The following is a 7,483-nucleotide window of genomic DNA, read 5'->3' as shown; positions in this document are numbered from 1 at the left end:
GCAACGGCCTTTGGAGAAGAAAATCTTCTACGGCCTTGGGAAGGTTGACGCCGCGTGGCGATGGCTATCCCGGCGTAAAGCCGAACGCGCGCTCGAAGCGCTTGACGTAAGCCGGCCAGGCTTCCGGATTGACGAGGCGTGGCGGCCGCTTGCCGTCGAGTGCATCCAGCATCTGCTCGGCAGCGATCCGTGCCATGTTCTCACGCGCCTCCTTGGTGACTCCCGCGGTATGCGGGCTCGCGATCACATTGTCGAATTGCAGCAGCGGATGATCCGGCGGCGGCGGCTCCTTGGCCCACACGTCCAGGCCTGCGCCGGCGATGCGCTTGTCGCGCAGCGCCTGCTCCAGCGCGGCCTCGTCATGGATGAAACCGCGCGCGGTGGTGATGAAATAGGCGTGCGGCTGCATCAGCGCGAACTCGCGCGCCCCGATCATGCCGCGGTTGTCCTTGGTCAACGGGCACGAGATCGACACGAAATCCGACCGGCGCAGCAGATCGTCCAGCGTCACCTTTTCGCCGCCGCGTTCGGCCATTTCGGTCGCTGATAAATAAGGATCGTAGGCCAGCACGTTCATGCTGAGCAGGCCCTTGCAGAGCGCGGCGATGCGGCGTCCGACGTTACCGAGCCCGACGATGCCGATGGTCTTGCCGTGGACTTCGTTGCCCATCAGCGTATTGCGGTTGATGTTGGCCTCGCGGCGGAGCACGCGATCGGCTTGAATGATGCGTTTCGACAGCGTGATCAGCATCGCCAGCGCGTGTTCGGCGACCGAATGCGCGTTGCCGCCGGACTGGTTGACGACGATCACGCCCGCCGCCGTGCAGGCATCGACATCGACGGGATCGTAGCCGGCGCCGTTGGAGGAGACGATCAAGAGGTTCGGCGCCCGGCGCAACAAATCCGCAGTGGCGTGAAAGTGCGGCGCGAGTTCGTCGCGCGCAGCGCCGATCTGATAGGCGTGCGCGGCGGAAAGAATCGGTGCGGAAACCTCGTCGGGACTCTCGTTCTCGAGCCGGTCCAGTCGGACATCGGGACGCGCTTTCAGGATGTCGGCATAGATCTGGTTGGCGAGGTATTTGACGTAGAACACGCGCTTGCTGTTGACGAACATTCTTGTTCTTTCGATTTTTTTCAGTTGAGAAAACGCATCATTCCGCGGATATGCCGGCGGACTTGATGATCGCGCCCCATTTTTCGTAGTCGGCATGAATCCTGGAATCAAGTTCCTGCGGCGTGCTGCCGATCGGCGACGCCCCGAATTTTGCAAGCCGCTCCTTCACCGCGTCGGTCTTGAGTGCGGCGACGACGTCGCGCGAGATTTTCGCCACCAGCTCGGGCGGCATGCCGGCCGGCCCCAACAATCCCCACCACACCTCGGTGTCGTAGCCCGGCACGGTCTCCGACATCGCGGGCACGTCAGGCAAAAACGGCGACCGGCTGGCGGTAGTGACGGCGAGCGCGCGCAGCGTGCCGGCCTCCAATTGTCCGAGCGCCTCCGGCGCATTGTTGAAGGACATCGGGATTTGCCCGCCGAGGAGATCGTTGATCGCGGGCGCGCCGCCCTTGTAGGGAATAGCGCTCATCTCGAAACCTGCGAGTTTCTTCAGCAGCTCGCCGGCCAGATGCGTCGAGGTGCCGTTGCCGGACTGCCCATAGGAAAGGCTGCCCGGCTTGGCCTTGGCTTGCACGATCACGTCGGCCAGCGTCTTGAACGGGGAATCGGCGCGCACCACGAGAATATTGGGCGACGAGCCCAATATCGAAATCGGCGTGAACTCCTTGAAAGTGTCGTAGGGAAGTTTCGGATAAAGGAACGGATTGGTGGCGTGACCGCTGGCGACCACCATCAGGGTGTAACCGTCGGGCGCCGAGGTCACCAGCGCCTGCGAGGCGACGACGCCGCCGGCACCGGGCCGGTTTTCCACCACGACCGATTGGCCCCATGGCTTGGAGAGCGCATCGCCCAGGGTGCGCGCGAGAATGTCGACGCCGCCACCGGCGACATAGGGCACGAAAAGATGCACCGGTCTGGAAGGAAACGGCGCCTGGGCCAGTGCCGCGCTCGATGCCAGCACCGCGGCCGCGCAAACCGCACGCCGCGAGCATCGGCTGAGCAACGACGAACGCCAGAATGAGCCGTTCAAGCACTGACCTCCCGGTTTCGTTTTTTTCACCTTATGGCATGTCTGCATTCAGACCGCCCCGTCGCCACACGCAGATCACGATACGGCGTGGACATGTTGACAATCCCGCGGTTCGCGTCAAGTTCGGGCCCTTCAAGAATGGCGACCGCCACGACGAGCGGAGACGGAGGAAGCATCAATGGCCGCTGCAGACGGACAAATGTCTCAGTCGGGCGCTGGCGAAAAGACCTGGTTCGAAATCGTCCTGCAATCTCTCAAGCGCAACGACATCCGCCTGGTGCCCTATGTGCCGGACCGCGTGTTGACGCGGCTGATCAAGGAACTCCACGCCGATCCGTTCTTCACGACGTTTCCGACCGCGCGCGAGGAAGAGGCGGTCGGCATCGTTTCGGGGGCCTGGATGGGCGGTTTGCGCGGCGCGGTGCTGATGCAAACTTCCGGCTTTGCGACGCTCGCCAACGTGCTGGCCTCGCTGGCGCTCCCCTACCAGATTCCGCTGATTATGTTCGTGTCCGAGCGCGGGACGCTCGGCGAGTTCAATTACGGGCAGTCGCTGGTGTGCCGCACCATGCGCCCCGTTCTGGATTCGCTGGCGATGGAACATCATACCGCGACGCGGATCGACGAATTCGAATTCATCGTTGACCGCTCGATCAAGCAGGCGATCACGACGCAGGCGCCGGTGGCGCTGATCCTGTCTCCGCTTCTGACCGGCGGCAAGGTATTCGACAAGTGAGTGAGCGCATGAGCAGCACACCGGCCAATCCAGCACGCAATACCAAGGTCATGAACCGCGCCGATCTCACCTCGCGCCTCGTCGCGCGATTGAAAAACGAAGAGGCCGTCGTCGGCGGCATCGGCAACACGAATTTCGACCTGTGGGCCGCCGGCCACCGGCCGCAGAATTTTTACATGCTGGGCAGCATGGGACTGGCGTTCCCGATCGCGCTCGGCGTCGCGCTGGCGCAACCCGACCGCCGCGTATTCGCACTCGAAGGCGACGGCTCACTCTTGATGCAACTCGGCTGCCTCTCGACCATCGCGACGCTGAAACCGAAGAACCTTACCATGGTCGTGATGGACAACGGCATCTACCAGATCACCGGCGCCCAACCGACGCCCGCAGCTAGCTCGACCGATCTGATGGCGGTCGCCATCGGCTGCGGCCTGACCAACAGCACATGGGCGGCAGACGAAGAGGATTTTGAACGCCTGATCGATCGGTCGCTGACGTCATCCGAACCGATGCTGATTGGGGTCCGCATCGACGACAAGCCGGGCATCGGCGCCACGCGCCGCGATCCCGTGCAGATTCGCGAACGCTTCATGAATGGCCTTGGCGTGCGTGAAGCGATGTAGCTGTCATGGCCGGCCATAGCCGCTCGAAGAACGGCGTCGCTTCCGCTCGCCTATACCCGGCCATCCACGGCACGACGCATGATGAGAGGTTCCGTTAATACTCGATGACCCGGATCACGCGGCGCGTACGCGGATCGACGATCACGCGATGGTTGTTCACCAGCGCATAGCGATAGTCGACATAGCCCGGGACCGGGCGGACTTCGACCGCGGCCGGCAGCGGCTCGCCGACGACGATCGGCTCTTCGATCATCACGGCGGCAGACGGATCCCGCACGCCCTGCACCGAGGTGATCACTGCGTTCGGCACTTCGACGGCGGCGCCAACGGCTGCGCCGACCGTCCCGCCGACGATCTCGCCGACCGGGCCCGCGACCGCGCCGCCGGCCCGGGCGCCGTTCACCGCGCCTTCCGCCGTGGTCGATTGCGCGAACGCGCTCCCAGACGCCAGCAACGACGCCACCAGCAACGAAGCAGCAAATTTGCTTTTCATCACGTCCTCCTCGCCTGACGGCCGCACTAACCGTCACGCGCGGAGGTTTGTTCCCGTCCGATTTGGTTCCTCTATGAACGGGCGGAAACAAAAACGCCGGTTCCCTGGAACGATAGCCGTTCGCCGCAATCTAGACCGGCAGCAACTCCCGCAGTCTCGTCGTCGCCGCGCTCGCGGACACATCGTCGAGCGGCAGATCGAGCGTTTCCTCGAACTCGACGATATTGTGGATCTCGGTGCCCATCGCAATATTGGTGACACGCTCGAGGATGAACTCGACCACGACCGGCACCTGAAATTCCTGCATGAGCTGGCGCGCCGTCCTGAACGCGTTTTGCGCATCCCTGGGATCGGTGACGCGGAGCGCCTTGCAGCCGAGCCCTTCCGCGACCGCGACGTGATCGACGCCGTAGGCGCCGAGCTCCGGCGCGTTGACGTTCTCGAACGACAACTGCACGTGATAGTCCATGTCGAAACCGCGCTGCGACTGGCGGATCAATCCGAGATACGAATTGTTCACGACGACGTGGATATAGGGCAGCTTGAACTGCGCGCCGACCGCGAGTTCCTCGATCAGAAACTGAAAGTCATAGTCCCCCGACAGCGCCACGATCTCGCGGGTCGGATCGGCGACGCGGACGCCGAGCGCGGCGGGCAAGGTCCAGCCAAGCGGTCCCGCCTGCCCTGCATTGATCCAGTGGCGCGGGCGGTAGACGCTGAGGAACTGCGCGCCAGCGATCTGGGACAGCCCGATGACGCTGACGTAGCAGGTGTCGCGGCCGAATGCCTTGGTCATTTCCTCATAGACGCGCTGCGGCTTGATCGGCACGTTGTCGAAGTGGCTCTTGCGCAGCATCGAGCGTTTTCGATCCCGGCATGCGGCCGGCCACGACTGCCGTTCCTTCAGACGTCCCGCCTTGCGCCACTCCTTCGCCACCGTCACGAACAATTCAAGCGCGGCTTTCGCATCGGAGACGATGCCAAGATCCGGATTGAACACGCGTCCGATCTGGGTCGGTTCGATGTCGACATGCACGAAGGTGCGGCCCTTGGTGTAGGTCTCGATCGAGCCGGTGTGCCGGTTGGCCCAGCGGTTGCCGATACCGAGCACGAAATCGGATTCCAGCATCGTGGCGTTGCCATAGCGATGGCTGGTCTGCAGGCCGACCATGCCCGCCATCAACACGTGGTCGTCGGGGATGGCACCCCACCCCATCAGGGTCGGCACCACCGGCACGTTGGCGATCTCGGCGAACTGCACCAGCAGGTCGCTGGCGTCGGCATTGATGACGCCGCCGCCGGCGACGATCAGCGGGCGTTCGGCCGCATTGAGCATCTCGAGCGCCTTTTCGATCTGCTTGCGCGTCGCCGCGGGCTTGTAGACCGGCAACGGCTCATAGGTGTCGGCGTCGAATTCGATTTCCGCCAGTTGCACGTCGAGCGGCAGATCGATCAGCACCGGACCCGGACGCCCCGAACGCATGATGTGAAACGCCTGGCTGAAGATGCGCGGCACCAGCGCCGGCTCGCGCACCGTGACGGCCCATTTCGTCACCGGACGCGCGATGGATTCGATATCGACGGCCTGAAAGTCTTCCTTGTAGAGTCGCGCGCGCGGCGCCTGCCCTGTGATGCACAGGATCGGGATCGAGTCGGCGATCGCCGAATAGAGCCCGGTGATCATGTCGGTACCGGCCGGTCCCGAGGTGCCGATGCACACGCCGATGTTGCCGGCCTTGGCGCGTGTATAACCTTCGGCCATATGCGAGGCGCCCTCGACGTGGCGCGCCAGAATGTGCGCGATCGAGCCCCGCTTCTTCAGCGCCGAGTAAAGCGGATTGATTGCAGCGCCGGGAACGCCGAAGGCGCAGACGACGCCTTCCTTTTCCAGGATCTGCACGGCCGCATCGATTGCCCGCATCTTCGCCATGTCGCTCGCTCCACCGGTTTATGATGGAGCGATCATCGGGCGCGCGGCGCGTCAGCTCAATTGTGCAGATTTTATTTCCCGCGATATGGCAGGCGCGGGAAAAAATGCGGCGCTCTCAATCGGTTGGACTGGAATTTCCGATGGGAATGGCGATTGATGGATCAAATCGCCCTATTCGAACAGCGGCGCGAGTTCCATCTGCGGCACCAGCACCAGTCCCTTGTCGGTGATGCGGATTTCCGGAATCACCGACAGCGGGATCAGGTTGAAGCCCATGTAGGGAATGGTGCAACCGGCCTCCGCCCATTCGATCTTGAGCTGCTTCACTTCCTCGGCGACTTCAGTGATGCGCTTGTCGGACAACAGGCCAGCGATCGGAAGCGGAACGAGCGCCCTCACCTTGCCCTCGGCGACCACGCAGACACCGCCCTGCTTCTCCTTGATCGCCGCGAGTGCGACCTGCATGTCCGCCTCGTTGGTGCCGGCGATGATGATGTTGTGGCTGTCGTGCCCGACGCTGGAGGCAACCGCGCCGCGCTTGAGGCCGAAATCCTTGAGAAGTCCGTGAGCGACATTGCCGCTCGATTTGCCGTGACGTTCGACCACGCTGACAAAGCAAAGGCCGTAACGCACAAACAGGCTCGCCCAGTCCTTGGCCGGCTCGATTTTGACCTTTTCATGGATCAGCGTGATGCCCGGCAGCGCCGTCTTGATCGCGTTGACGGTGCAGGCTTCGGTCGGAAGCGCGGGCGTCAGCTTGACGTGGTCAGGCAGTTTCACGGTGGCATAGGCCGCCTTCGGATATTGGTAGCGCTGCGATAGCGCCTGATCCAAACGCGGCGTGATCTTGCGGTGCTCGACGACGAGTTCGCCGCCATACCAGGTGCATTGCGGTTGCAGGTCGTCGTTCATCAATACGAGATCGGCGCGGCGGCCGCCGCCAAGTCCGCCGATCTCGCCGTCCATGGCAAAGCGCGTCGCGCCGTGCAGCGAGCCCATCGACCACGCCTGCTCCGGCGATAGTCCCGCCTTCACGGCCTCGCGCACCACCCAGTCGAGGCCGAAGAGAAAGAGATCGTCGGCGTCGCGATCGTCGGTACATACGGCGGTGCGCTTGTGGGATGCGCCGAGCTCGGTGATGGTACGGATCGCCTGCGGCAGGCTGTGCCACGGTGTGGTCGGCGGACCGCCGCGCAGGAAGATCCAGACCCCGGCATCCAGCAGGTCGTCGGCGATGTCGCGGTCGATCGCCTCATGGGTATCGGTGACGCCGCTTGCGGCATAGGCAGCGACGAATTCGCGGCCGTAGATATGCCCCGAGACCGGACGGCCGCGTTTCAGCGCCGCGGCAAGAATGGCGTGGCTGCGTTCGTCGCCTGCGGTGACCGGCACGAAATCCATCTTCTCGCCGAGCGCGACCGCTTCCGGCCAACGGTCGAACAGGCCGGCGATCTTGTCCGCCGTCAGATCCCCGCCGGCGGTTTCCAGCGCCGCAGACGTCGCAGGAACCGTCGACGGCACCGTCAGAAAGATCGAGAGCGGCGCCTCGCGCGC

General features: G+C 63.7%; 7 protein-coding genes. 2 read left to right on the top strand and 5 right to left on the bottom strand.

The annotated features are described in order from the left end of the window. Nucleotides 1–64: 64 nt before the first annotated feature. Both VFL62_RS26655 and VFL62_RS26650 read right to left on the bottom strand, forming a co-directional pair. On the bottom strand, nucleotides 65–1,114 hold the full coding sequence (locus VFL62_RS26655; protein WP_325175387.1) for a hydroxyacid dehydrogenase: 1,050 nt from the start codon (nucleotides 1,112–1,114) through the stop codon (nucleotides 65–67). Between the two features lie 37 nt (nucleotides 1,115–1,151). After that, nucleotides 1,152–2,147 carry a tripartite tricarboxylate transporter substrate binding protein gene (locus VFL62_RS26650; protein WP_325175386.1) on the bottom strand — a complete coding sequence of 332 codons (996 nt, stop codon included), beginning with the start codon at nucleotides 2,145–2,147 and terminating at the stop codon, nucleotides 1,152–1,154. Between the two features lie 178 nt (nucleotides 2,148–2,325). On the opposite strand from VFL62_RS26650, the gene VFL62_RS26645 reads away from it, so the two are divergent. Together VFL62_RS26645 and VFL62_RS26640 are read left to right on the top strand one after the other, a co-directional pair. Then, nucleotides 2,326–2,883, top strand: a complete 558-nt coding sequence (locus VFL62_RS26645) for a decarboxylase (RefSeq protein WP_325175385.1) — start codon at nucleotides 2,326–2,328, stop codon at nucleotides 2,881–2,883. An 8-nt stretch (nucleotides 2,884–2,891) separates the two neighbouring features. Then, nucleotides 2,892–3,506 (top strand): thiamine pyrophosphate-dependent enzyme, encoded by a 615-nt coding sequence (locus VFL62_RS26640; protein ID WP_325175384.1) that lies wholly within the window; start codon nucleotides 2,892–2,894, stop codon nucleotides 3,504–3,506. A 94-nt stretch (nucleotides 3,507–3,600) separates the two neighbouring features. Here the strand turns inward: VFL62_RS26640 and VFL62_RS26635 are convergent, their stop codons facing one another. The 3 genes from VFL62_RS26635 to VFL62_RS26625 all read right to left on the bottom strand — a co-directional run. Further along, nucleotides 3,601–3,999, bottom strand: coding sequence for a DUF1236 domain-containing protein (locus VFL62_RS26635; RefSeq protein WP_325175383.1), 399 nt, complete (start codon nucleotides 3,997–3,999; stop codon nucleotides 3,601–3,603). Between the two features lie 130 nt (nucleotides 4,000–4,129). Beyond that, nucleotides 4,130–5,929: a glyoxylate carboligase gene (gene gcl, locus VFL62_RS26630; RefSeq protein WP_325175382.1), complete on the bottom strand. Its 1,800-nt coding sequence runs from the start codon at nucleotides 5,927–5,929 to the stop codon at nucleotides 4,130–4,132. Nucleotides 5,930–6,100: 171 nt separating this feature from the next. Continuing rightward, a partial coding sequence (locus tag VFL62_RS26625; protein ID WP_325175381.1) for an adenine deaminase C-terminal domain-containing protein occupies nucleotides 6,101–7,483 on the bottom strand: 1,383 nt, incomplete at its 5' end.

The sequence above is a fragment of the Bradyrhizobium sp. genome (assembly GCF_035701725.1).
Classification (GTDB): domain Bacteria; phylum Pseudomonadota; class Alphaproteobacteria; order Rhizobiales; family Xanthobacteraceae; genus Bradyrhizobium.
This window is presented reverse-complemented; position numbering and strand designations above follow the sequence as displayed.